The 21,478-nt window shown below is 73.4% G+C and carries 19 protein-coding genes; 6 read left to right on the plus strand and 13 right to left on the minus strand.

Features of this window, described 5'->3' with window-relative positions:
• Positions 1 to 103 precede the first annotated feature (103 nt).
• Together purQ and purS are read right to left on the minus strand one after the other, a co-directional pair.
• Positions 104 to 802 (minus strand): phosphoribosylformylglycinamidine synthase subunit PurQ, encoded by a 699-nt coding sequence (gene purQ, locus MTP13_RS06715; protein WP_243570297.1) that lies wholly within the window; start codon positions 800 to 802, stop codon positions 104 to 106.
• A 4-nt stretch (positions 803 to 806) separates the two neighbouring features.
• A complete protein-coding gene (purS, locus tag MTP13_RS06720; RefSeq protein WP_243570298.1) occupies positions 807 to 1,088 on the minus strand; it encodes a phosphoribosylformylglycinamidine synthase subunit PurS in 282 nt (93 codons plus the stop codon).
• Positions 1,089 to 1,253: 165 nt separating this feature from the next.
• Between purS and MTP13_RS06725 the strand changes: the two genes are divergently transcribed.
• Together MTP13_RS06725 and MTP13_RS06730 are read left to right on the plus strand one after the other, a co-directional pair.
• A complete protein-coding gene (locus MTP13_RS06725) occupies positions 1,254 to 1,823 on the plus strand; it encodes a PadR family transcriptional regulator (RefSeq protein WP_243570299.1) in 570 nt (189 codons plus the stop codon).
• 17 nt (positions 1,824 to 1,840) lie between these two features.
• On the plus strand, positions 1,841 to 3,379 hold the full coding sequence (locus tag MTP13_RS06730) for a DHA2 family efflux MFS transporter permease subunit (protein WP_243570300.1): 1,539 nt from the start codon (positions 1,841 to 1,843) through the stop codon (positions 3,377 to 3,379).
• Between the two features lie 42 nt (positions 3,380 to 3,421).
• On the opposite strand, the gene MTP13_RS06735 is transcribed toward MTP13_RS06730, so the two are convergent.
• Genes MTP13_RS06735 through kynA form a run of 3 tightly spaced genes read right to left on the minus strand, consistent with a single transcriptional unit; the run spans position 3,422 to position 6,485 of the window.
• Positions 3,422 to 4,681, minus strand: a complete 1,260-nt coding sequence (locus MTP13_RS06735; RefSeq protein ID WP_243570301.1) for a kynureninase — start codon at positions 4,679 to 4,681, stop codon at positions 3,422 to 3,424.
• Positions 4,678 to 5,691: an amidohydrolase family protein gene (locus MTP13_RS06740; protein WP_243570302.1), complete on the minus strand. Its 1,014-nt coding sequence runs from the start codon at positions 5,689 to 5,691 to the stop codon at positions 4,678 to 4,680. Before MTP13_RS06740 ends, MTP13_RS06735 begins: the two co-directional genes overlap by 4 nt.
• A 2-nt stretch (positions 5,692 to 5,693) precedes the next feature.
• Complete coding sequence (gene kynA, locus MTP13_RS06745) at positions 5,694 to 6,485, minus strand: tryptophan 2,3-dioxygenase (RefSeq protein ID WP_243570937.1); 792 nt, start codon at positions 6,483 to 6,485, stop codon at positions 5,694 to 5,696.
• A gap of 213 nt (positions 6,486 to 6,698) precedes the next feature.
• On the opposite strand from kynA, the gene MTP13_RS06750 reads away from it, so the two are divergent.
• Entirely contained in the window at positions 6,699 to 7,340 is a 642-nt protein-coding gene (locus tag MTP13_RS06750) for a TetR/AcrR family transcriptional regulator (protein ID WP_243570303.1), read from the plus strand.
• A gap of 61 nt (positions 7,341 to 7,401) precedes the next feature.
• Here MTP13_RS06750 and MTP13_RS06755 read toward each other — a convergent pair whose 3' ends face one another.
• Both MTP13_RS06755 and MTP13_RS06760 read right to left on the minus strand, forming a co-directional pair.
• Positions 7,402 to 8,244 (minus strand): VOC family protein, encoded by an 843-nt coding sequence (locus tag MTP13_RS06755; RefSeq protein ID WP_243570938.1) that lies wholly within the window; start codon positions 8,242 to 8,244, stop codon positions 7,402 to 7,404.
• A 150-nt stretch (positions 8,245 to 8,394) separates the two neighbouring features.
• Positions 8,395 to 8,988 (minus strand): TetR/AcrR family transcriptional regulator, encoded by a 594-nt coding sequence (locus tag MTP13_RS06760; RefSeq protein ID WP_243570304.1) that lies wholly within the window; start codon positions 8,986 to 8,988, stop codon positions 8,395 to 8,397.
• 149 nt (positions 8,989 to 9,137) lie between these two features.
• Here MTP13_RS06760 and MTP13_RS06765 point away from each other — a divergent pair, with 149 nt between their 5' ends.
• Together MTP13_RS06765 and MTP13_RS06770 are read left to right on the plus strand one after the other, a co-directional pair.
• Complete coding sequence (locus tag MTP13_RS06765) at positions 9,138 to 11,462, plus strand: arylsulfatase (RefSeq protein ID WP_243570305.1); 2,325 nt, start codon at positions 9,138 to 9,140, stop codon at positions 11,460 to 11,462.
• Positions 11,463 to 11,525: 63 nt separating this feature from the next.
• Positions 11,526 to 13,049: an ABC transporter substrate-binding protein gene (locus tag MTP13_RS06770; RefSeq protein WP_243570306.1), complete on the plus strand. Its 1,524-nt coding sequence runs from the start codon at positions 11,526 to 11,528 to the stop codon at positions 13,047 to 13,049.
• 107 nt (positions 13,050 to 13,156) lie between these two features.
• Here MTP13_RS06770 and MTP13_RS06775 read toward each other — a convergent pair whose 3' ends face one another.
• Genes MTP13_RS06775 through MTP13_RS06785 form a run of 3 tightly spaced genes read right to left on the minus strand, consistent with a single transcriptional unit; the run spans position 13,157 to position 16,427 of the window.
• Positions 13,157 to 14,029 carry a sugar phosphate isomerase/epimerase family protein gene (locus tag MTP13_RS06775; RefSeq protein WP_243570307.1) on the minus strand — a complete coding sequence of 291 codons (873 nt, stop codon included), beginning with the start codon at positions 14,027 to 14,029 and terminating at the stop codon, positions 13,157 to 13,159.
• Complete coding sequence (locus MTP13_RS06780; protein WP_243570308.1) at positions 14,026 to 15,252, minus strand: DUF993 family protein; 1,227 nt, start codon at positions 15,250 to 15,252, stop codon at positions 14,026 to 14,028. The genes MTP13_RS06775 and MTP13_RS06780 overlap by 4 nt, the downstream gene beginning before the upstream one ends.
• Positions 15,249 to 16,427 carry a Gfo/Idh/MocA family protein gene (locus MTP13_RS06785; protein ID WP_243570939.1) on the minus strand — a complete coding sequence of 393 codons (1,179 nt, stop codon included), beginning with the start codon at positions 16,425 to 16,427 and terminating at the stop codon, positions 15,249 to 15,251. The genes MTP13_RS06780 and MTP13_RS06785 overlap by 4 nt, the downstream gene beginning before the upstream one ends.
• Positions 16,428 to 16,609: 182 nt before the next feature.
• Between MTP13_RS06785 and MTP13_RS06790 the strand changes: the two genes are divergently transcribed.
• The gene (locus MTP13_RS06790; RefSeq protein ID WP_243570309.1) at positions 16,610 to 17,746 is read left to right on the plus strand and encodes a glycerate kinase; all 1,137 of its coding nucleotides are present in this window, start codon (positions 16,610 to 16,612) and stop codon (positions 17,744 to 17,746) included.
• Between the two features lie 12 nt (positions 17,747 to 17,758).
• On the opposite strand, the gene MTP13_RS06795 is transcribed toward MTP13_RS06790, so the two are convergent.
• From MTP13_RS06795 to MTP13_RS06805, 3 genes are read right to left on the minus strand one after another with little or no spacing between them, the layout of a single operon-like run.
• Positions 17,759 to 19,525 (minus strand): glycoside hydrolase family 9 protein, encoded by a 1,767-nt coding sequence (locus MTP13_RS06795; protein WP_243570310.1) that lies wholly within the window; start codon positions 19,523 to 19,525, stop codon positions 17,759 to 17,761.
• Positions 19,522 to 20,454 (minus strand): carbohydrate ABC transporter permease, encoded by a 933-nt coding sequence (locus MTP13_RS06800; RefSeq protein ID WP_243570311.1) that lies wholly within the window; start codon positions 20,452 to 20,454, stop codon positions 19,522 to 19,524. The genes MTP13_RS06795 and MTP13_RS06800 overlap by 4 nt, the downstream gene beginning before the upstream one ends.
• Before the next feature lie 24 nt (positions 20,455 to 20,478).
• Entirely contained in the window at positions 20,479 to 21,429 is a 951-nt protein-coding gene (locus tag MTP13_RS06805) for a carbohydrate ABC transporter permease (protein ID WP_243570312.1), read from the minus strand.
• Positions 21,430 to 21,478 lie beyond the last annotated feature (49 nt).

Here is a 21,478-nt window from a genome sequence, read left to right on the forward strand (position 1 = left end):
GCACCCCTTCATCGTCGCCGTTCCAGGGTCAGGCTTCCAGTGCCTGGCGCACGGAAGTGGCGCGATCGCGAAGCGGTGGGAGCGCGACTGGGGAGGACGGGCGTCAGGCCGCGGCGAGGGTGCGCTGGATGACGCTCGTGAAGAAGCGCAGCCCGTCGACGCCGGAGCGCATCGCGGCGGCCGTGTCGGGGCCGAAGCCGGGCTCGACCGCGTGCTCGGGGTGCGGCATGAGGCCGACCACGTTGCCGCGCGCGTTCGTGATGCCGGCGATGTCGCGGAGCGAGCCGTTCGGGTTCACGTCGACGTAGCGGAACGCCACGCGGCCGTCGCCCTCGAGCCGGTCGAGCGTCTCGTCGTCGGCGATGAAGCCGCCCTCGCCGTTCTTCAGCGGGATGGTGATCTGCTCTCCGGCCTCGAACTCGGCGGTCCAGTCGGTCGAGGCGTTCTCGACGCGGAGCACCTGGTCGCGGCAGATGAAGGAGCCGTGGTCGTTGCGGATCAGGCCACCCTCGAGCAGGTGCGCCTCGGCCAGCATCTGGAAGCCGTTGCAGATGCCGAGCACGGGCATGCCGCGGTTCGCGGCATCCACGACCTCGGTCATGATCGGCGAGAGCGAGGCGATCGCGCCGCAGCGCAGGTAGTCGCCGTAGCTGAAGCCGCCGGGCAGGATGAGGGCGTCGACGCCCTCGAGGTCGTGCGAGCCGTGCCAGAGCGCCACGGGCTCGGCGCCCGCGAGGCGGACCGCGCGCTGCGCGTCGCGGTCGTCGAGCGAGCCGGGGAAGGTGATGACGCCGACGCGCATGGGTTCAGGCCTCGGTGGTCTCGTCGGCGGCGAGCTCGGCGTCGCCGAAGTCGATGGCCACGACGTCCTCGATGACGGAGTTGGACAGGATCTCCTCGGCGATGGTGCGGATCTCGGCGCGCACCGCCTCGTCGACCGGTCCATCGACCGTGATCTCGAATCGCTTGCCCTGGCGGACTCCGGTGACGAGCGAGTGACCCGTGCGGTTCAGGGCGCCGGCGACGGCCTTCCCCTGCGGGTCGAGCAGCTCGGGCTTCGGCATCACGTCGACGACGATGGTGGGCACCTGGGACTCCGTCCGGTGTCGAGGGTGGGGATGCCTCGATTCTAGCCGGTGCCGCGGCGCACTCGCGCCCGGCGCCGGCCGGCTTGCGGCGCCGTCATTCCGGGCGTACTATTCCGGGCGGAATAGAGGTTGGCTCGTCGGAGCGCATCGAGAGGGGAGGACCGGATGCCGCAGCTCACCCCGCTCGGCGTCACCGCCCTCGCGGTGCTCGCCGAGGGCGACATGCATCCCTACGAGATGTACCAGCTCATGCTGGCGCGCAAGGAGGACCGCGTCGTGCGGCTCTCGCCCGGATCGCTCTATCGTGCGGTGGAGCGCTTCGCCGCCGACGGGCTGATCGCCGAGGTCGGCGTCGAGCGCGAGGGCAACCGGCCCGAGCGCACGGTGTACTCGATCACGCCCGCCGGGCGTGCGGCGCTCCGCGAGTCGATCGCCGAGATGCTCGGCCGCCACGTGAACGAGTTCCCCGAGTTCCCGGTCGCGATCGGCGAGGCCCACAACCTGCCCGCCGGCGAGGTCGTGCGCCTCCTCGGCGAACGGGTGGCGAGCATCCGCGAGACCATCGGCTTCATCGACGCCTCCCTCGCGGGCATCGCCGCGCGCGGTGTCGCGACCGCGCACGTGCTGAACGTGCACTACACGCGGGCCCTGCTCGCCGCCGAGGCGGACTGGCTCGACTCCACGATCTCCCAGCTCGGGACGGGCGAACTCGCCTGGCCCGGGCCATCCAACTGACTCCGAAAGGTTCCGCGATGGAACGCAAGCCCTGGCCCGCACTCTGGGCCCTCGTCATCGGCTTCTTCATGATCCTCGTCGACTCGACGATCGTCTCGATCGCGAACCCGGCGATCCTCACCGACCTGAACACCGACTTCACCGCCGTGCTCTGGGTGACGAGCGCCTACCTGCTCGCCTACGCGGTGCCGCTGCTCATCACCGGGCGCCTCGGCGACCGCTTCGGGCCGAAGCGGGTCTACCTCGTCGGTCTCGTGATCTTCACCCTCGCCTCGCTCTGGTGCGGCTTCGCGGGCGACATCACGATGCTGATCGTGGCGCGCGCCGTGCAGGGGCTCGGCGCCGCGCTGATGACGCCGCAGACGATGGCCGTCATCACCCGCATCTTCCCGCCGAACCAGCGCGGCGCGGCGATGGGGCTCTGGGGCGCGGTCGCGGGCATCGCGACGCTCGTCGGCCCGATCCTCGGCGGCGTGCTCGTCGACACCCTCGGCTGGGAGTGGATCTTCTTCGTCAACGTGCCCGTCGGCATCGTCGCCTTCGCGATGGCGGTCTGGCTCGTGCCGAACCTCGAGACCCACCCGCACCGCTTCGACTGGCTCGGCGTCGTGCTGAGCGGCGTCGGCATGTTCCTCGTCGTCTTCGGCATCCAGGAGGGCGAGAGCTACGACTGGGGCACCATCGTCGGGCCGATCAGCGTGTGGGGGCTCATCATCACGGGCGTCGTGGTGCTCGCCGGCTTCCTCGTCTGGCAGCGGTTCAACCGCGCCGAGCCGCTGCTGCCGCTCGGCCTGTTCCGCGACCGCAACTTCGCCCTGTCGAACGTCGCGATCTCGCTCGTCGGCCTCGCGATCACCTCGATGCCGCTGCCGCTCGCCTTCTACTTCCAGATCGCCCGCGGGCTCGACCCGACCCAGGCGGCGCTCATGCTCGCGCCGATGGCGGTCGCCTCGGGCATCATGGCGCCGATCATCGGCAAGCTCACCGACCGGGTCGACCCGAAGTGGGTCGCGCTCGCCGGCTTCTCGACGGTCGCGGTCGCCCTCGGCTGGATGGCGCTCTGGCTCTCGCCGGACGCCGAGCTCTGGACGCTGCTGTTCCCGGTCGCGCTGCTCGGCCTCGGCCTGTCGGGCATCTGGGCGCCGCTCGCGTCCTCGGCGACCCGCAACCTGCCGCCGCAGCAGGCCGGCGCCGGCTCCGGCGTCTACAACATGACCCGCCAGGTGGGCTCGGTGCTCGGCAGCGCGGCGATCACGGCGCTGCTGAACGCCCGGCTCGCGGCCGAGCTGCCCGGATTCACGGGCGGCTTCGGCGGCGAGGCGGGGGCCTCCGGCTCGGGCGGGCTGCCGCCGCAGCTCGCCGAGGGCTTCGCGACGGCGATGAGCCAGTCGCTCTGGCTGCCGGTCATCGGCTTCGGGCTCGGCGCGATCGTGGTGCTGTTCTTCGCGAAGCCGAAGGTCACCGTGGCCTGGGGCGGGCAGCGGCCGGATGACTCGGGCAGCGCGGATGCCGCGGGCGGCGCGCCTGCCGAGGCATCCGCGTCCCGCTCGGAGTAGTCGCGCCGTCCAGCGGCCAGCGGCCAGCGGCCGGGCCGGCCCCTAGGCCAGCCCGGCCCGCTCGGTCAGCACCTGGCGGAGCACCTGCTCGGTCTGCTGCAGGCCGCGGTGCACCTCCTCGAAGCTCGTCGACAGCGGCGAGAGGCCGATGCGGAGGCCCCCGGGATCGCGGTAGTCCGGGATGACGTCGCGCTGCCAGAGCCTGGCGGTCACCTCGCGCATGGCGTCGTGGTGCAGGGTGACGTGCCCGCCGCGCTCCTCGGGGTCGGCGGGCGAGGCCAGCGTCACGCCGAGCGGCGCGAGCCACGCCTCCGACAACTCGATGGCGAAGGCGGTGAGCGCCACCGACTTCGCCCGGATCGCGGGCATGCCCGCCTCCTCGATCATCGCCAGCGTCTCGGCCATCGGCAGCATGCCGAGGATCGGCGCGGTGCCGGACAGGAAGCGGCGGATGCCGGGCACCGGCTCGTACTCCGGCCCCATCAGGAACATGTCCGTCGTGCCCCACCAGCCCTGGATCGGCTGCGCGAGCGCGCCCTGCAGGTCTTCGCGCACGTAGGCGAACGCGGGCGAGCCCGGCCCGCCGTTGAGGTACTTGTAGGTGCAGCCGACGGCCAGGTCGAAGCCCCAGGCATCCGCCTTGACCGGAACCGAGCCGGCCGAGTGGCAGAGGTCCCAGAGGATGAGGGCGCCCGCGTCGTGCGCGATGCGCGTGAGCTCGGGGGCGTCGGCGAGGTGCGCCGAGCGGTAGGCGACGTGCGAGACGACGACGAGGGCGGTCTCGGGGCCGACGGCCTGGGCGAGCTGCGCGGGGGTGACGCCGGCCGCCGTGTCGACCTCGATCCAGCGCAGCCGCAGCCCGCGCTCCTTCGCGATGCCCTCGAGCACGTAGCGGTCGGTGGGGAAGTTGTCGGTGTCGACGACGATCTCGCGCCGCTGCGGGTCGCGGGCGATCTGCGCGTCGACCGCGGCGCGGGCGAGCTTGTAGAGCAGCACCGTCGTGGAGTCGGCGACGGCGGTCTGCCCGGCCTTCGCCTCGATCACCGCGCGGCCGATGCGGTCGCCGAGCTCGGTCGGCTGGGCGAGCCAGGCCTCGTCCCAGCCGCGGATGAGCCGGCCGCCCCACTCCTCGGTCATGAACTGCTGCATGCGCTCGATCGCCGCGAGCGGCGGGCGGCCGAGCGAGTTGCCGTCGAAGTAGACGAGCGGGCCGTCGGCCCCGGCGAAGCGCTTGCGGAAATGGGCGAGGCCGTCGGCGCGGTCCATCCGGCGGGCGTAGGCGAGGTGCTGGTCGAGGCTCATCCGAACTCCAGGTTCTCGATCGGGACGACGCGGGCGCCGGCGAGCCAGCCGGGCAGCCCGTCGGCGTCGCCCGGCGGCGGGCCGGGCACGAAGGTGGCGAGGGCGTCGCCGCCCCAGGCAGCGGGGTCGGCGAGCGGCCACGGGTCGGTGAGCGCCGCGACGAGCTCGGCCCCGCCGAGGCCCGCGGCGAGCATCGCGGCGAGCTCGCCGGCGTTCACCCCGTCGGGCAGCTCGCCGTTGCCGAGGTCGGTGCCGTAGAGCACCCGCCCGCCGGCAGCGCGGAACCGCGCGGTGTTGTCGATCGCCGTCTCGAGCGCGGATGCCTCACCGGCACGGGCGTGGATGTCGAAGGTCGCGATCCAGCACTGCCCCGCCGCGACCGCGCGCGCGAGGAGCTCGTCGTCGAGGCGCTCGGTGAACGGCGCGTGCACGAGGGCGTCGGCGCCGGCCTCGATCGCGAGCCGGGCCATGCCGTCGCCCTCGGCGTGCGCGGCCACGAGGAGGCCGTGCGCCCGCGCCGCGGCGACGACCGCGTCGAGCGTCTCGCGGTCGAAGACCGGACCGGCGTCGGCGTTCAGCATGACCTTCACGAGCCGGGCGCCGAAGGCCGCCTGCTCGGCGACGGCGGTCTCGATCGGCTCGGGGAGCGCCCGGCGCTCGTGCGCAGGGTTCGGTGCCGCCAGTTCGCGGAGGCTTCCGGGGCGGAGCCACCAGCGGTCGCTCGGATAGCCGCCCGGTGCGGTCAGGAACTGGCCGGCGAACACCACGCGCGGCAGCGGCTCGCGGGCGGCGAGGGCCGAGATCGCGGTGAGCTCCGCGCCGAGATCGACGACACCTGCGATGCCCGCCCGCGGCGCGGCATCCGGGTCGACCATCTGCAGGTGCACGTGATGGTCGACGAACGGCGGGAAGGCCACGCCCTCGGGGCCCGGTGCGCCGTCGGCGAGGCGCAGCCGCGCCGGCCGCCCGGGCAGCCGGCCGGTGCTCGGCGTGTCGTCGGTGGCGGTCACGCTCACCCCGGGATCTCGGTGCGGACGGCGAACAGCTCCGGGAAGAAGGTGAGCTCGAGCGCGCGACGCAGGAACGGGGCGCCCGAGGAGCCGCCGGTGCCGGTCTTCGAGCCGATGATGCGCTCGACCGTCTTCAGGTGCCGGAAGCGCCAGAGCTGGAAGTTGTCCTCGAGGTCGACGAGCTCTTCGCAGGTCTCGTACGCCGCCCAGTGCTCGTCGGGGTTCGCGTAGATCGAGGCGAAGAGCGGCACGAGCTCGGGCTGGAAGGTCCACGCGAGGGTGACGTCGCGGTCGAGCACGGCGGCGGGCACGGCGTAGCCGCGCCGGGCGAGCAGGCGCAGGAACTCGTCGTAGAGGCTCGGCTGCTCGAGCGCCTGCAGCACGACGGCGTGCGCCACCGGGTCGGCGTCGAAGACCTGCAGCATCTTGGCGTTCTTGTTGCCGAGCACGAACTCGACGGCGCGGTACTGGTACGACTGGAATCCGCTCGCGTTGCCGAGCACGTTGCGGAACTGCGCGTACTCGGTGGGGGTGAGGGTCGCGAGCACCGACCACTGCTCGGTCAGGGTCTTCTGGATGTGCTTCACGCGGGCGACGCACTTCAGCGCGGGGGCGAGCTCGTCGGCGCGCAGGTAGGCGCAGGCCGCTTCGAGCTCGTGCAGTACGAGCTTCAGCCAGAGCTCGGTGGTCTGGTGCTGGATGATGAACAGCAGCTCGTCGTGGTGCTCGGGCCGGGAGATGGGCCGCTGCGCGGCGAGCAGCGTGCCGAGGTCGAGGTAGCCGCCGTAGCTCATGCGGTCGCTGAAGTCGGTGACGACGGATGCCTCGATCCGCCGGGTGTTGGATTCGACGCCGTTCGATTCGACGCCGTCGGCCACGTCTTCGTGCTGAGTCACGGAGCCAGCCTACGCGCGCGCCTCGGGCGACCGGGGCTCGAAGCCCGCTGAGGGGGCGCTCGCTGGAAATCCGCATGAATGGGCGGGGGCATCCGTCGCTACAATTCGAGAATGAGCTCGTCGACCTCCACCCGTCGCGACGCCAGGCGCAACCACGAGCGGCTGCTCGTGGAAGCCCGTCGCCTGTTCGCCGAGCGCGGCATCGACGCGCCGCTCGACGAACTCGCCAATCGAGCGGGGGTGGGGGCCGGCACCGTCTACCGGCACTTCCCGAACCGCGAAGCGCTGCTGCTCGAGCTCTACGACTCGGCACTCGTCATGTTCCGCGACATGCAGCCCGAGATCCTCGAGGCGAACACCGCCTGGCAGGCGATCGAGCGCTACATCGAGCGCCTCGCCGGCTGGATCGCCGAGACCCCGTACCTCGCGGCGCTGCTGCACCGGGTCGGCGAGATCTACCCCGACCATCAGCCCGCGCTCGCCATGGAGCCGCTGCTGAACGAGCTCGTCGACCGCGCCAAGGCCGAGGGCTCGCTGCGCGCCGACGTCACGGGGGTCGACCTCTCCGTGCTCGCGAACATGCTCGGCTCGGTCGGGCAGTTCGGCGGCGGCTACCTGCCGCACTGGCACCGGCAGCTCACGATCGTGCTCGACGGGCTGCGCGCCCGCCCCGAGCTCACGCCGCTGCCGGGCGAGGCGCCGAGCTTCGCCGAGTTCCACGAGTTGCAGCACGGGCGCGGCTCGGCCGAGTAGCTCGGCGACGCGGATGCCTCGACGAGGCATCCGCGCCCGAGGCATCCGCTCGCTGCGCGGCCTACTCCGCTGCGCGGACCTCGACGAGGTTCGCCCAGGGGTCGTCGAACGCGAGCGTGCGGCCGTCGTCCCGCACGCCGACGCGGAAGTGCGCCATGCGCTCGCCGAGGGCGCCGAGCTCGTCGGCGTCGGGCACGACGATCTCGACCTTGCCGAGCCCGAGGGCGAGCCCACGGCGACCGGCGCCGCGGCTGCCCCAGGTGTTCATCGCCATGTGGTGGTGGTAGCCGCCGGCCGACACGAACAGGGCCTGATCGCCCAGCTCGGCGGTCGTCTCGAAGCCCAGCCGCTCGACGTAGAACTCGCGCGCGCTCGCCACGTCGCCGACGGAGAGGTGCACGTGGCCGACGATCGCGCTGCCGAGGCCGGTGCCCGCGGCGGCCGCCTGCACGCCCGGTTCGCCGAGGTGCTCGCGCAGGTACGCGTTCGGGTCGAGGTGCAGGGTCGCCATCTCGACGGTGCCGTGAACCCAGCTCCAGGCGGAGCGGTCGCGGTCGAAGTAGAGCTCGACGCCGTTGCCCTCGGGGTCGGTGAAGTAGAAGGCCTCGCTGACGAGGTGGTCGGCGCTGCCCGTGAAAGTGCCCGGGTAGCGCGAGGCGACGGCGTAGATCGCAGTCGCGAGCGCTTCGCGCGTATCGAAGAGGATGGCCGTGTGGTAGAGCCCGGCGTCTCGCGGCGAGGCGTGGCGCAGCTCGGGCGCGTGCTCGAGCACGATGATCGGCGTCGTGCCGCGGCCGAGCACGGCGACGGGACCGTCGTGGCGCAGCAGCTCGAGGGTGACGCCGTCGCGGTAGTAGCGGATCATGCCGTCGAGGTCGGCGACCCGCAGCGTCACGGCGCCCATGCCGGTGTCGGCGGCGAGGAGTCCGGCGCCCTGCGGCGCCCCATTGGTTGTAAGCACAACTAATACTACCGCGCAGCGCCCCGGGCTATTCCCGCCCGATCTCCCGAGTTGCCCGACTTTCATGAAAGTCGGGCAACTGTGGAAGGGGGCTCAGCGGCGGCGCAGGCTCGCGAGCAGGGCGTCGAGGGCGGCGCGCATGCGCTCGTCGGTCGAGAACTCGGGCATCAGCAGCCGGATGCTCTGCCAGCCCATGTTCGACGAGGCGACCCGGTCGGAGGCGGTGACGAGGTCGACGTCGTCGGCGAGCTCGCCGTCGTCGCGCGCCTCCTCCAGGTGGCGCAGGATGCGCTCGCGCCACTGCCGGGCGTGCTCGCGCTGCGTCGCCCAGAAGGCCTCGTTCTGCGCGGCGTAGCTCCAGTAGGCGACGCCGACCCTGGCGTGCCTCGTGCCCTCCGGGCCGAAGGGGAGTGCGGCCACGCACATGCCGTGCAGCGCCGCCAGGCCCCGTTTGCCGGCGGTGAGCTCGTCGATGCGCGCGTCGGCGTCGCCCCGCGTGAGCAGGAAGACCGCGTTCAGCAGGCTCTCCTTGTCGGGGAAGTAACGCGCGAACGCGCTGTGCGAGTATCCCGCCTCGGCCGCGATGCTGCGCATGGTCGCCTGGTCGAAGCCGTCGCGGGCGATGACCTGCCACGCGGCCGCCGCGATCTCGTCGCGGCGCGCGTCGTGATCGACGACTCTCGGCATCCTCGGCTCCTCGTTCGGCCGGCTGACCGGCTGCTGCCTCACAGCATACGTTGTTCCACGCTTGGAGAAAGTTACGCGTTCGTGACCTCGCGCGAGCCGGCGGCGGTTATCGTTAGTGACCACTTGGTCTCCAACGATTGCGAGGATGCATGGGACGGGCAGCTGCACGCGGCTACGAGGGCTTCGGCGGGCGGGTCGAGGAGTTCGCCTCCGAGTCCGCGCCCTGGGACCGTCCGCGCCGCGCCGCGCCCGCCGGGGCGCCGAACGTCGTGGTCGTGCTCGTCGACGACCTCGGCTTCAGCGACCTCGGCCCCTTCGGCAGCGAGATCCCCACCCCGAACATCGACCGCCTCGCCGACGGCGGCTGGGTCTTCACCGACTACCGCACCGCTCCCGTCTGCTCGCCCGCTCGCGCCGCCCTGCTCACGGGCCTCAATCCGCACCGCGCCGGCTTCGGCACCGTCGCGCACGTCGACCCCGGGTATCCGGGCTTCACCTGCGAGCTCCCGGACGACGCCCCCACGCTCGCCGAATCGCTCCGCGCCGGCGGCTACGCCACCTTCATGGTCGGCAAGTGGCACCTCACCGTCGAGTCGGAGCTGCACGACGGCGGCGACCGCGCCAGCTGGCCGTTGCAGCGCGGCTTCGACCGCTACTTCGGCAGCATGGACGGCTTCACCTCCCTGCACCACCCGCACCGCCTCGTGCGCGACAACTCGGTCGTCGACCGACCGAGCCTGCCGGAGGGGTACTTCCTGACGGACGAGCTCACCGAGGAGGCGCTCGGCATGATCGACGGGCTGCGCGCCAACGACGCGGCGAAACCGTTCTTCCTCTACTTCGCGCACACCGCGGTGCACGGCCCGGTGCAGGCGAAGGCCGAGGACATCGCCCGCCAGCGCGGCCGCTACGCCGCCGGCTGGGACGCGATGCGCGAGGCGCGCTTCGCCCGGCAGCGCGAGCTCGGCATCGTCCCGCCGGGGACCCGGCTGCCGGAGGGCGAGCAGGCGGATGCCGGGCTGATCCCGCCGTGGGACGCGCTGACGGAGGCCGAGCGCGAGCTCTTCGCCCGGCACATGGAGGTCTACGCCGCGTCGGTCGCCGAGGTCGACGAGAGCGTCGGCCGGCTCGTCGCCCGGCTCGAGGAACTCGGCGAGCTCGACCGCACGATCATCGTCGTCGCGAGCGACAACGGCGGCACCGCCGAGGGCGGCCCGGGCGGCACCCGCAGCTACTTCGCCCAGTTCGTCGCGGGCACGCCGGTGCCGGGGGACTGGGTGCGCGACGTCCCCCGCGAGCTCGAGCTGCTCGGCGGGCCGCGCGTGCACGGCCACTACCCGGCGGGCTGGGCGCGGGTCTCGAACACGCCGTTCCGCTCGTTCAAGGGCGGGCTGTACGAGGGCGGCGTGCACGCCCCACTGCTCGTCTCGTGGCCGGGCGCGCCCGTGCGGCCCGGCGACCGCGGCCTCCGAGACCAGTTCGTCTTCGTCGCCGACCTCGCCCCGACCCTGCTCGAGCTCGCCGGTGTCTCCCCGCTCGCCGAGCGGCACGGTCGACCCGCGCAGGAGCCCGACGGGCGGAGCTTCGCCGCCGCGCTCGGCGACGCCGGGGCGCCCGGCCGCTCGGCCCAGTACTTCGAGAGCTTCGGACGGCGGGCGATGGTGTCGGCGGGCTGGAAGGCGGTGTCCCCGACCGCGCCGAGCCCCGCGGAGGGGGCGGCGGGCGGCCGCTGGGAGCTCTACGACCTCGCGGGCGACCCGAGCGAGACGCGCGACGTCGCGGCGGAGCATCCGTCCCTCCTCGGCGAGCTCGCCGAGACCTGGCGGCGCGAGGCCTGGCGGAACACCGTCTTCCCCCTCGACGACGACGGTTCACTGTTCCGCAGCCGGCCGGAGCGCGAGTGCGCGCTCGCCGAGCCCGTGCGGCTGTCGCCGTTCCGGCCGCCGCTCGAGCGCTTCCGCGCCTCCCGGCTCACCGTGCTGCGCTCCTTCGAGGTGCGCGCCGAGCTCGTGCTCGGGCCGGAGGCCTCCGGGGTGATCGTCGCGCACGGCGACCAGGGCGGCGGGTACCTGCTCGCGATCGAGGGCGGCCGCCTGCTCGTCTCCTACAACGCCTACGGCGTCATGCACCGGGCGCACGGCGCCCGGCTCGAGCCGGGGGAGCACCGGCTCTCGCTCCGGCTCGACGAGCTGGACGGCCTGCGCTGGCGTGTCGTGCTCGAGGTCGACGGGATGCCGGACGCGGAGCTTGCGGCGGTGCCGATGCTGCTCGGCATGGCGCCGTTCACGGGCATCAGCGTTGGCTACGACTCCGGCGGCCCCGTCGACTGGGAGCTGCACGAGCGGCACCCCGGCGGCTTCCGCTTCCTCGGCGGCGAGCTCCGCGCCGTCACCTACCTTCCCGGGGCGAGGTCCCGGCACGATGCGACCGTCATCCGACGGCTCGACGAGGCGGTGCTCGCCGTCGCCGACTGACCGTGCCGGCATCCGCCGGCCGCCCCAGCTGTTCCGCACTCCCCCGACCACGAAAGGAACACCATGAACCGCACCCCCATCGCGGCCGTCGCGCTCGTCGCGGCATCCGCCCTCGCCCTCACGGCCTGCTCGGCCGGCGGTGCCGGCGGCGAGGATGCCGCCGTCCCGAGCGAGCTGCGCATCGGCAACTTCGCCGACCTCACCTCCTGGGACCCGGCGAGCGCCGACATCGGCTTCAACGCCCCGTACCTCTCGGCGGTCTACGACCCGCTCGTCACGATCGACGGCGCGGGCGAGCCGCAGCCGGGGCTCGCCACCGACTGGGCCTTCTCCGACGATCGGCTCACCCTGACGATGAACCTCCGCAGCGACGCGGAGTTCGCCGACGGCGAGCCCTTCGACGCCGAGGCGGCCGTCGCGAACCTCGCGCACCTGAAGGATGGGACCGTGTCGCGCGAGTCGTACCTGAACGTGGAGAGCTTCCGCGCCGTCGACGAGGACACCGTCGAGATCCGGCTCTCCCGCCGCGACGACCGTCTGCTGTACTTCATGGGCCTCGGTCGGAGCTACATGGCCGCGCCCTCGGCGATCGAGGCCGGCACACTCGAGCAGGCCCCCGTCGGTTCGGGGCCGTACACGCTGTCCGACGCCACGATCCCGGGCGCCGAGTACCGCTTCGAACGGGTCGCCGAGCACTGGGCCGCCGAGGACTTCCCCTTCGACGAGGTCACCGTGCTGCCCATGCAGGACTCGAGCGCCCGCAACAACGCCCTCGAGGCCGGGCAGATCGATGTCAGCTACGGCGACGCGACCACCGTCGGGATGGCCGAACAGCACGGCTGGAACGTCGCCTCGCAGGTCGCCTCCTGGGTCGGCCTGCGCATCAACGACCACACCGGCTCGAAGCTCGCCCCGCTCGGCGACGCCAGGGTGCGCCAGGCCCTCGCCTACGCCTTCGACGGCGAGGCGCTGCTCGGCAGCATCGGCGAGGGCGAGGGCGTCGCGACGCCGCAGCTCTTCGCTGCCGGATTCGCCGGCTACGACGAGGAGCTCGACGGCCGCTACCCGCACGACCTCGACCGGGCGAAGGCGCTGCTCGCCGAGGCGGGCTACGCCGACGGCTTCGACGTGACGATGCCGATGGCCCCGCCGTTCCAGCCGTGGCAGGCCGCGGTCGACCAGACCTTCGGCGAGCTCGGCATCCGAGTCACCTGGGACGAGTTCCAGTACGTCGACTACCAGTCGAACGCGCCGAGCTACCCGATGTTCATCTCGGTGCTCGCCGTCGACTCGAACCCGACCGCGACGATCGCCCGCCAGCTCACGGTGCCGCAGTGGTACATGCCGGAGCCGGACATCGCGCAGTTCCCCGAGCTGCAGGCGCAGGTCGACCGGGCGCTCGACGCGGAGCCGGGGGAGGCGCAGCAGGACGAGATCCAGGCGCTGAACGCCATGCTCGTGGAGGAGGCCTGGCAGGTGGTCTGGTACCAGGCGAACGACATCTACGTGACGGTCGCGGGCATCGAGCTCACCCCGGTCACCGGCATGAAGTTCCCGTCGCTGCGGCAGATCCAGCCGGCGGACTGACGGGAGACGGCCGCGGCCGGTCCGTCCTCGCGGGGAGGGCGGGCCGGCCGCGGTGCGCGCGCTCCACCCGGGGTTGCCCGACTTTCATGAACGTCGGGCAACTCGGATCAGGAGTGCGGGGCGAGGTGCGGCGCGACGGCCGCGGCGAAGCTCGCCGCGGTGCGCGCGGCGACCTCGGCGTGCGGGCTCGCCCAGATATCGGCGTTGAAGAGCTCGACCTCGACGTCGCCCGTGTAGCCCGCCGCCTCGACCGCGGCGGTCAGCCCGGCGAAGTCGACGACGCCCTCGCCCGGGTAGTGCCGGGAGAGCAGCACGTCGGCGGCGAGCGGGGTCTTCCAGTCGCAGACCTGGTACGTCGCGATGCGGCCCTCGCGGCCCGCGCGCGCGATCTGCGGCAGCACCTCCGGGTCCCACCAGAGGTGGAAGGTGTCGACGGCGACGCCGACCGTCTGCGGCGCGAAGGGCGCCGCGAGGTCCAGCGCCTGGCGCAGGGTCGACACCACGGCGCGGTCCGACGCGTACATGGGGTGCAGCGGCTCGATCGCGAGCGTCACCCCGGCGGCGGATGCCTCGGGCGCGAGTTCCCCGAGGGCGTCGGCCACCCGGTCGCGGGCGCCGATGAGGTCCGTCGACCCCTCGGGGAGTCCGCCCGCGACCAGGACCAGGACCGCGCGGGAGCCGACGGCGCCGGACTCGGCGAGCACCGCCGTCTCCTCGATCGCGCGGCGGTTCTCGTCGATCGAGGCCCGGCGGGCCGGGCCCTCCGCCATCGTGAAGAAGCCCTGCCGGCAGAGCGTCGACAGCCGCAGCCCCGAGTCGTGGAAGCGGCGGGCGGCGGCGGCGAGACCGACCTCGGCGATCGGCTCGCGCCAGAGCCCGACCGAGCGGTAGCCGGCGTCGACGAGCACGCGGAGCGACTCGTCGAAGCCCGCGTGCTTGATCGTGCCGACGTTCATCGACAGCCGGGGGTGCGCGCTCATACGTCGGCCCCGACCGGGACGGCGGCGCTGCGCGCCTCGATCCCGTTCACGCCGAGCAGCGCGTGCCAGCGTGCCGCGGCGAGCTCGGGCCGCTCGAGCGCGCCCGCCTCGTTCGCGAGCTCGACGATGCGGGAGAGGTGCGGCAGGCTGCGTGCGGCGTGCAGGCCGCCGACCATCTGGAACGCGGGCTGGTGCCCGTTCAGCCAGGCGAGGAAGGCGACGCCCGTCTTGTAGTAGTAGGTGGGCGCGGCGAACACCTGCCGGGAGAGCTCCTCGGTGGGGCCGAGGATGGCCCGGTAGGCGCCGACGTCGCCGGCGTCGAGCGCCTGGATCGCCGCGGAGGCGTTCGGGGCGACGGCGGCGAACGCCCCGAGCAGCGCGTCGGAGTACGGCCGAGCCGGCCCGTCGTCGGCGGCACCGGCGCCCTCGCCCTCGCCCTCGATGAGGCCGACGTAGTGGAAGTCGTCGCCGGTGAACATGCGCGCGGTCGCGGGCAGCCGGCGGCGCACCGCGATCTCGGCGTCCGCGTCGAGCAGGCTCATCTTCACGCCGGAGACCCGGTCCGGGTCCGCCGCGATGATGTGCAGCAGGGTGTCCGCCGCGGCATCCGCGTCGTCCGAGCCGAAGTACCCCGCGAGCACCGGGTCGAAGGCCGGGCCGAGCCAGTGCAGCACCACGGGCGCGCCGGCCGCGGCGAGCACCTCGCCGTAGACGCGCCGGTAGTCCTCGGCGCTCTGCGCCGCTCGCGCGAGGTGCCGGCTCGCCATGAGCACGGCGCCCGCGCCGGCGTCCTCGGCGTGGTGCAGCTGGGCAAGGTAGGCGTCGACGATCTCCGCGAGGGAGACGTGCTCGGCCTCGAGGTGGTCGGTGTTGACCCCCACGACGAGGCGGCCGCCGACCGCGTTCGCCTCGGCGGCGCTGCGGCTGATGAGCTCGCGGGTGGCGGCGGGGTCGAGGCCCATGTTCCGCTGCGCGGTGTCCATCGCGTCGGCGACGCCGAGCCCCCAGCTCCAGACGTGGTGGCGGAAGGCGAGCGTCGCGTCCCAGTCGATGTCGGCCGGGACGCCGGGGGTGTTGTCGGCCGAGGCCCGCGGCACGACGTGCGCGGCCGCGTAGGCGACGCGGCTCGCCGGCGGCCGGCCGGGCTTCGTGAACGCGGGGGCCTCGCGCAGGGCGACGGCGCGCACGGCGCCGTCGCCCGCGAGCAGGGTGAGCGCGGTCACGCGCCGACTCCGGCGAGCTCGGCGGATGCCTCGGCGCCGCCCGCGCCCGCGATCGTCACGTGCGGCAGCTCGACCCGGCGGCCCTCGGCGTTCGAGCGCAGGCCGGCCTCGGCGAGCAGCACGCCGCGCGCGCCGGCGAGGAAGTCGAAGCGGTTCGGGGCGTCCTCGATGACGTGGCGGAGGAACTCCTCCCACTGCGCCTTGAAGCCGTTCTGGAACTCCCGGTTGCCGGGCGACTCGATCCAGTCGCCGGCGTAGTCGTGCGCGTCGGCGAGGTCGGGGTTCCAGACGGGCTTCGGGGTGGCGTTGCGCGGCTGGATCTTGCAGCCGAAGAGGCCGACCACGGCCGAGCCGTGCGTGCCGTCGACCTGGAACTCGACGAGCTCGTCGCGGTTGACCCGGGTGGTCCAGCTGGAGTTCAGCTGCGCGGTCACGCCGCCCTCGAGCTCGAAGATCGCGTAGGCGGCGTCGTCGGCCGTCGCGGCGTACGCCCGGCCCTGCTCGTCGACGCGCTCGGGGATCTCGGTGACGGCCTTCGCGTAGACCGACTCGACCCGGCCGAAGAGGTTCTCGAGCACGTAGTTCCAGTGCGGGAACATGTCGACGATGATGCCGCCGCCGTCCTCGGCGCGGTAGTTCCAGCTGGGGCGCTGGGCGGGCTGCCAGTCGCCCTCGAACACCCAGTAGCCGAACTCGCCGCGCACCGAGAGGATGCGCCCGAAGAAGCCCGAGTCGATCAGGCGGCGGAGCTTCTCGAGCCCCGGCAGGTAGAGCTTGTCGTGCACGACGCCGTTCTTGACGCCGGCCGCGTCGGCGAGGCGCGCGAGCTCGAGCGCCTCCTCGAAGCTCTCGGCGGTCGGCTTCTCGGTGTAGATCGCCTTGCCGGCGGCGATCGCCTTGCGCAGGGCAGCGGCCCGCGCCTTCGTGACGAGGAAGTCGGCGTAGATCTCCCAGCGCGGGTCGGCGAGCGCCTCGTCGAGGTTCGTCGTCCAGTGCTCGATGCCGTGCTTGGCGGCCAGTTCGGCGAGCTTCTTCTCGCTGCGGCCGACGAGGATCGGCTCGAGCTGGACGCGGGTCTCGCCGTCGCCGAGGAGCACGCCGCCCTCTTCGCGGATGGCCAGGATCGAGCGGACGAGGTGCTGGCGGTACCCCATGCGCCCGGAGACGCCGTTCATGATGATGCCGATGGTGCGGGTGGGCTGCTCTGCCACGGTGGTTCCTCTTCAGGTCCGGGAGCGCGGGCGTGGTCGCCGCGCTCGGGAAAGCGTTTACCGAGAGTGTGGCACGTGGCTGAGCGTCGCGCAAGAGCGCATGACGCGGGGTTGCCGCCCTGTCGCGGGGCTGCCATGATCGCAGCATGGATAACGCTTTCCCGAACGGCGACGGAGCCGCTCGCCCGGCGGGTCCCCGCGTCGTCGTCGCACCCGACTCGTTCAAGGGCAGCGCCACCGCGGCCGACGCGGCCCGGGCGATCGCCCGCGGCTGGGCCTCCGTCCGCCCCTTCGACGAGCTCGTGCTGCGGCCCATGGCCGACGGCGGGGAGGGCACCCTCGACGCCTTCGCGGCCGCCGTGCCCGGGGCCGAGCGCCGCCCCGTCGTCGTCGCCGGCCCGGCGGGCGGCGAGCACGCGGCGGAGTGGCTGCTGCTGCCGGACGGCACCGCCGTCGTCGAGCTCGCCGCGACGAGCGGCCTCACCCTGCTCGACCGGCCCCGCCCGCTCGAGGCCTCCACGCGCGGCTTCGGCCAGGCGATCGGCGCGGCGCTCGACGCCGGCGCGGAGCGACTGCTGCTCGCACTCGGCGGCAGCGGATCCACCGACGGCGGCACCGGGGCGCTCACGGCGCTCGGTGCGCGCTTCCTGCGGGCCGACGGCGAGCCCATCGCGGTGGGCGGCGGCGGGCTCGCCGAGCTCGCCCGGGTCGAGCTCGGCGGGCTGCGTGCTCTACCGCCCGGCGGGGCGACGATCCTCGGCGACGTGACGAACCCGCTGCTCGGCGCCGACGGCGCGGCGGCCGTCTTCGGCCCGCAGAAGGGCGCCGACGCCGCCACCGTCGTGCGGCTCGAACAGGGCCTCGCCCGCCTCGCCGAGGCCACTCCGGGCGGCGGCGCCCTCGCTGCCGTGGCCGGGGCCGGAGCGGCCGGCGGCACCGGCTTCGCGCTGCTCGCCTGGGGCGCCAGGATGAGCGGCGGCGCCGCCGCGGTCGCGGACGCGATCGGCCTCGACGCGGTGCTCGACGGGGCGCGCATCGTCATCACCGGAGAAGGGCGCTACGACCGGCAGTCCGCCGCGGGCAAGGCGCCGAGCGAGGTCGCCGCGCGGGCGGCCGGCGCCGGCGTGCCGGTCGCGCTCGTCGCCGGGCGAATCGATGCCGAGACGAGCGGCTTCCGCACCGCGGCGTCGCTCAGCTCGCTCGCGGGCTCGGGCGCGCGGGCCATGGCCGACCCGCTCGCCTGGCTCCGGGTCGCCGGGGTCGAGCTCGCCCGCGCGCGCTGAGGCGCCCGCTCGCTACTCGGCCGCGGTCGAGGGCAGCGCCGAGGCGGCGAGCAGGTACCACGCCGAGTGCGGGATCCACTGCTCGGCCCAGCGCCAGCTGTCCGGTCCGCCCGCGGTCTCCTCGGTGAGGAACGCGATGCCGTGCTCGTCGTCGGGGGCGCTCGTGATGCCGTTCACGATGCCGCCCGGCACGTTCGGGTGGTCGCGCGAGTACTCGACCGTGTTGCGGCCGCGACCGTGCAGCATGCTCGCGTCGAAGGGGTTCCGGCCGAGGATCCAGGCGAGCTGGTCGGCGGCGAACGCCTCGAGCCGCGTGGCGAGCCCGGGCTCCGTCCCGTCCAGCTCGGCGACGAGGAGCACCGCGAAGGCGAGCGAGCCGAGCGCGGCGTTCTCGCCCTGCCACCAGTAGCCGGTGTCGTTCTCGTGCGGGAAGAAGAAGGCGTCCCGCGGGGCGCCCCCGCGAGGCTGCACCCGCTGCCGCGGGTAGCCGAAGGGGTTCGCCACCGCCTCGGTGCGGGCGAGCAGCTCCGCCGCGAGCCGGATCGCGAGCGCGGTCGCGGCCGGCGCGGTCGCGGCGTCGGGAAGCACCGCCGCGTAGCGCAGCAGCGCGACGATCGGCAGGCCCGCCTCGACCGGGCTGAAGTAGGGGCGGCCGTCGTCCCACGCCTCGAGCCAGCCGGGGGCGCGGGGATCGTCGGGGTCGGTGCGGTGCCGGGCGAGCAGCCCGGCGGCGCGGCGCTCGGCCGCCTCGCGGAAGTCGGTGCGGCCGGGGTCCGCGGCGGCGAGCTCGGCCGCGGCGAGCAGGGCGCACACGTCGTCGACGATCGACTCGCTGCTCGGCGTCAGCTCGCCCGTCGCGAGGTCGAGCCCGAAGAGGTAGTCCCGGTTGTGCCGCTCGAGGTCGGCGAAGGCGCCGTCGGCGGCGGCGAGGTACGTCGCAGCGTCGTACTCGCCGAGCGGCTCGTCGCGCGCGACGGTCGCGGCCCGGGCGAGGGCAGCGACCGCGAGCCCGCCGCCGCCGCGGTACGAGGCCTGGAAGCGGTCGGTGCGCACGCACTCCGGCAGCGGGGCATTCACGATCCGCTCCTCGAGCCGCTTCGTGAGCCCGTCGAAGATGCCGGTGTAGAAGGAGCCCTCGGGCGCGCGGAACCGCACCAGGAAGTCCGCCCCGAAGAGCGCCTCGTCACGGGCGCGCGCGCCGAGCGCGCGGTGGAACCGCGGATGCCTCGCGGCGAGCCGGTCCCGCGCCTCGAACAGCGCCCACACGCACATCGGGATCTGCTGCGGGCTCATCGTCGGCGAGTACGTGAGGTGGCTGAGGAACTTACTGGGGTCGCCGCTCGCGTCGAGCCAGCCGCCGCGCGCGTCGACCGTCGGTCCCTCGGGGTCGCCCCAGCGCGTCGCCGCCCGGTCCTTGCGGTCGATCTCGCCGCTCGAGCGCACGGCCTTGAAGGCGTACAGCACGTCGGAGAGCGTGCCGGCGGCGAACTGCTCCACGCCGATCGTGAACGGCTCGGAGGCGACGGTCGTCCCGTCGGTCGTGGCCTCGAGCCGGTAGCGGCCGGCCTCCTCCACCTGGCTCAGCTCGACCCGGGCGTACGCGCCGCCCGCCCAGGCGTCGACGTGCACGGCGGGCTCCGCGGGGAGCGGGATGCGCACCCCGTCGTCCCGCACGAGCGCGCAGGCGGGCGTCTCGCCCTCGGCGAGCCCGGCCACGACGGCGCGCTTGGCCGCGCCGAGGTCGTAGCCGAGGTGGCTGGTGAGCACGCGCACGGTCATCCCTTCAGTGCTCCGGCGAGCACGGCGCTCTCCATCTTGTCGGCGAACACCGTGTAGACGAGGTAGGCGGGCACGAGCGTGATGATGATGCCGGCCGCGAGCACGCCGTACTGGGCGGCGTTCGCGATGGACAGCGTCGGCAGCGCGACCTGCGCCGTGCGCAGCGCCGCGTCGGGCCCGATGATGACGAGCGAGAAGAAGTACTCGTTCCAGAACGACAGGAAGTTCAGGATCGCGACGACGGTGAGCGTGGGCACCGACAGTGGCACGTAGACCGACCACAGCACGCGCAGCGGCCCGGCGCCGTCGAGCAGCGCCGACTCCTCGAGCTCGGCCGGCACGGCGCGCATCGCCTGGGTGAGCAGGATGACCGTGAGCGGCAGCGCGGAGGCGGGGAGGAAGAGGATGAGGAACTCGCGGGTGTGGAACAGCCCGAGCGAGATCGACAGCAGCACCGTCGGCACCAGCGCGGCGAACCCGGGGATCAGGAAGCCGAGCGCGAACACCCGCTCGACCATCCGCCCGACCGCGCCCTTCGAGCGGGCCAGCGCGTAGGAGGCGGGGATGGCGAGGAGGAGCGTGACGAGCTCTGCGCCGAGGGTCACGTAGACGGAGTTCAGCATCGCCGTGCCGAGCGAGGCCTGGCTGAACGCGAGTCCGAAGTTGTCGAAGGTCAGCGGGGTGAACGGCGAGAACGGCTGGTTGAAGATGTCCGTGTTGCGTTTGAACGCCGAGATGACGAGGTAGTAGAGCGGGGCGGCGAGCAGCAGCACGTACAGCCAGACGCCCGCGTGGGCGAGGTACTTCGACGGGCCGGTGCGGCCGAGCGCGTCGCCGCGGCGACGCCGGCGGCGACGGACGGGAGTCGGGGCGGCGGGAGCGGTGCGGCGCTCGGCGGGGCGGGCTTCCGGGGCGGTGGTGGTGGTCATGGTGATGGCTCCTGAAGCTCGGCTCTAGTACTTCTGCCGGAAGGCGCGGCGGATGAGGAGGATGCCGACGACGCCGACGACGAACAGCACGACGGCCACGGCCTGGCTGTAGCCGACCTTCGACTGGTTGAAGGCGAAGTCGTACACGAGGAACGAGAGGGTGACGGTCGCGTTGCCGGGGCCGCCGCGGGTGAGCAGGAGCACGACCGCGGCGGAGGCGAAGAGCGTCCAGAGGAACTGCAGCATCGTCACCACGCCGATGAACTCGCGGCAGATCGGCCAGGCGATCTGCCACATCCGCCGCCAGTGGCCGGCGCCGTCGATCTCGGCGGCCTCGAAGATCGATTCGTCGACCGAGTTGAGGCGCGCCGCGAGCATGATCGCCGACACCGACAGGCTGCACCAGATGGTGACGATGATGATGGCCCAGAGCGCGCTCGTGCCGTCGGCGAGCCAGGGGCGGGCCAGCTCGTCGAGGCCGACGACGTCGAGGAAGCCGTTGATCATGCCCTTCGGCGCGAAGACGCCGACGAACACCATCGCGAGCGCCGAGGCGGAGAGCAGCACGGGGGTGAACATGAGCGCCCGCATGATGCGGTGGCCGCGGGGTTTGAGGCTCAGGTAGTAGGCCAGCATGAACGCGCCGAGGACGACGATCGGCAGCGAGACGACGAGCTGGAGGAGGGTGTTCCAGGCGGCGAGGCCCACCACCGGGTCGGTGAAGAGCCGCTCGAAGTTGCCGAGCCCGGCGGGGGTGCGCGGCGCGATGAGGCCCCGCCAGTTCACCGTGGAGAAGTAGAAGAGGCTCACCAGCGGCCCGACGGTGAAGACGAGGAACCAGATGAGCGCTGGGAGCGTGGCCGAGAGCTGCGCCGCCTCGCGGACGCGCGGCGAGCGGCGGCGGCGCGGGGCGGGGGAGCCGGCGCGATCGGGGGAGTCGGGGGAAGGGCGGTGCGGGGTGGTGAGCGTGGTCACGTCGGTCCTCGGCGGTGCGGCGGTGCGGGGTGCTGCGATGGGAAGCGGA

Source organism: Agromyces soli (assembly GCF_022811605.1).
Classification (GTDB): Bacteria; Actinomycetota; Actinomycetes; order Actinomycetales; family Microbacteriaceae; genus Agromyces; species Agromyces soli.